Annotated in this window: 3 protein-coding genes; all 3 read right to left on the reverse strand. The window is 64.8% G+C overall.

Going from position 1 to position 2,232, the window contains the following annotated elements; genetic code table 11:
• Window positions 1–232: 232 nt before the first annotated feature.
• The gene (locus NKH71_RS33235) at window positions 233–1,468 is read right to left on the reverse strand and encodes an amidohydrolase/deacetylase family metallohydrolase (protein ID WP_352896610.1); all 1,236 of its coding nucleotides are present in this window, start codon (window positions 1,466–1,468) and stop codon (window positions 233–235) included.
• 22 nt (window positions 1,469–1,490) lie between these two features.
• Complete coding sequence (locus NKH71_RS33240) at window positions 1,491–1,856, reverse strand: RidA family protein (protein WP_023718738.1); 366 nt, start codon at window positions 1,854–1,856, stop codon at window positions 1,491–1,493.
• Between the two features lie 178 nt (window positions 1,857–2,034).
• Window positions 2,035–2,232: hypothetical protein (locus tag NKH71_RS33245; RefSeq protein WP_352896613.1), on the reverse strand; the 198-nt coding region annotated here is incomplete at its 5' end.

Below are 2,232 nucleotides of genomic sequence, written 5' to 3' on the forward strand. Positions count from 1 at the left end.
TGGCCCGTCTGCTTCACTGCCATCGCGATTCCCTCAGACCGTCCACCTCAGAGAATCACAATCAGCGAATTACGCAACAGGCCCCTTGTGGGAGAAGGTGGATCGGCGCGTAGCGCCGAGACGGATGAGGGGTGTTGGACGGATCGCCGTGGGTGCCAAGCTGGAGCACCCCTCATCCGTCGCCTTCGGCGACACCTTCTCCCACAAGGGGAGAAGGGGAGCCACATCGCCGTCAATAGTGGCTATGTCCGAAATGCCGGCTCGCCACCTCGACATGCGTGTCGTGCGCATGCGCTTCGAAGCGTTCGGTCTCGCCGAGATCGTCCACCGCCTCGTTCGGCCACCAGGTGCCGCCGACCACGATGCCGGCCGAGACCAGCCTTTGCTCGGCGACCAGCGAGGCGCCGACCGAATCGACAAAGGTGAAGTGGCCTGGACGCAGACGCAGCACCGCGACGTCACCGACCACGCCAATCGCCAGCCTGCCGAGATCTGGCCTGGCGATCGCTTCCGCTGGCCGCTGCGTTGCGGCGCGCAGCACCTCGACCAGTGGCATGCCGAGCGCCAGCAGTTTCGACATGCAGACCAGGATGTCGAAGGCCGGCCCGTCGACGCAGTAGAGATGCACGTCGCTGCTGATCACGTCCGGCGCCAGACCCTCGCTGAGCATCGCTTTGGCCACCTCGAAATCGAACGAGCCCATGCCGTGGCCGATGTCGAAGATGACGCCGCGCTCGCGCGCCAGCCGCATATCCGGCCGCACCGCCCCCGAGGCGAAGACCGGCGCGTTGGGAAACGGCCGGAAGCAGTGGGTGAGGATGTCGCCCTTGCGCAGCCGCGGCAGCACTTCCGAGCGGCCGGGCGGCGGCTCGTCTATATGCGCCATCAGCGGCAGGCCGGCCTTGTCGGCGGCTTCGAGCGCGACATCGACCGGCGCGATGCCGCTGGTGCCACCGGCATGGCGACCCGAACGGACCTTGACACCGACAACCACGTCCGCGTGCTCGCGCGCCGCCGCCACCGTTTCGCGCGGTTCGCAGAGCCGGAGGTCGCTGCACTCGCCGACCGCCACGGTCTGCGAGAAGCCGAATATGCCGGCAAAGGAAATGTTGACGTAGGCCAGGATGCGGACTTTCGAGCGCTCTATGACGTGGCGGCGAAAGCCGAGGAAATTGCCGGCGCCGGCACTTCCGGCATCGATGAAGGTGGTCGTGCCGCTCTTTGCGGCGAGCCGGTCGGCATCAACGCCGAGCGAGGTGCCGCCCCAATAGACATGGCTGTGCAGGTCGATCAGGCCCGGCGCGACGATGGAGCCCGTGGCGTCGATGACGCGGGCGGCACGCTCGAAGGGGATTTCGGCGTCGATAGCCGCGATACGGCCGTCCACAATCGCCAGATCGCGTTGTGCGTCGAGGCCGGACGCCGGATCGATGAGGCGGCCGCCTTTTATCAGGAGATCGAATTGCATTGCGCCTGTCTCCGCTTTTCCGTCAGGCCGGCCTGTAGGCGACGGCTTCGACCTCGATCTTGATGTCGATCATGAGCCGAGACTCCACCGTCGTGCGTGCCGGCGGGTCTTTCGGGAAATGCCGGGCATAGACGGTGTTGAAGATGCCGAAATCGCGCGCGTCCTCGAGCCAGACCGTGGTCTTGACCACGTCGTCCAGCGTGCAGCCGGCCAGCGCCAGTGCCGCCTTGATGTTCGACAGCACCTGTTCGGTCTGCTCGGCGATGCCGCCCTTGACCACCAGCCCGTCGCTGCCGACCGGCACCTGGCCGGAGACATAGACGAAATCGCCGGCCCTGACCGCCGGCGACAACGGCACATGGGATTTTCCGAAACACTGCTTGGGCAAGGAGGCCTCCTCTGGAAATCTTGCGTGACCGCCCTTATGCCTGCCACCGCGGTTCTCATCCAACATTTTGGAAGCTATATCGCTTTGCTGCGGGAGCGCCAGCTTGGTCACCACGCTCGGTGACCCTTCGCGCCCCCCTCTGTCCTGCCCTCTTTCCCACTACTTGGCATCTCCCCCACTAGGAGGGAGATTGGCCGTCATCACTGATTTCGCCAACCACCGACCTTGCAAAAGGTGCGCTGCCAGCGAAGCTGCCGATCTCCCCCCAAGTGGCAGGGGAATCGCATATGGCGATTTTGGGGTTGAGTTTAGGCTGAGAAAGGATTCTTTGGAGAGGCAGTTGAGCGAAGGAGCGACTGCCATTTCCTGCCTTGAG

Source organism: Mesorhizobium sp. M0983 (genome assembly GCF_040318975.1).
In the GTDB taxonomy this organism is placed as follows: domain Bacteria; phylum Pseudomonadota; class Alphaproteobacteria; order Rhizobiales; family Rhizobiaceae; genus Mesorhizobium.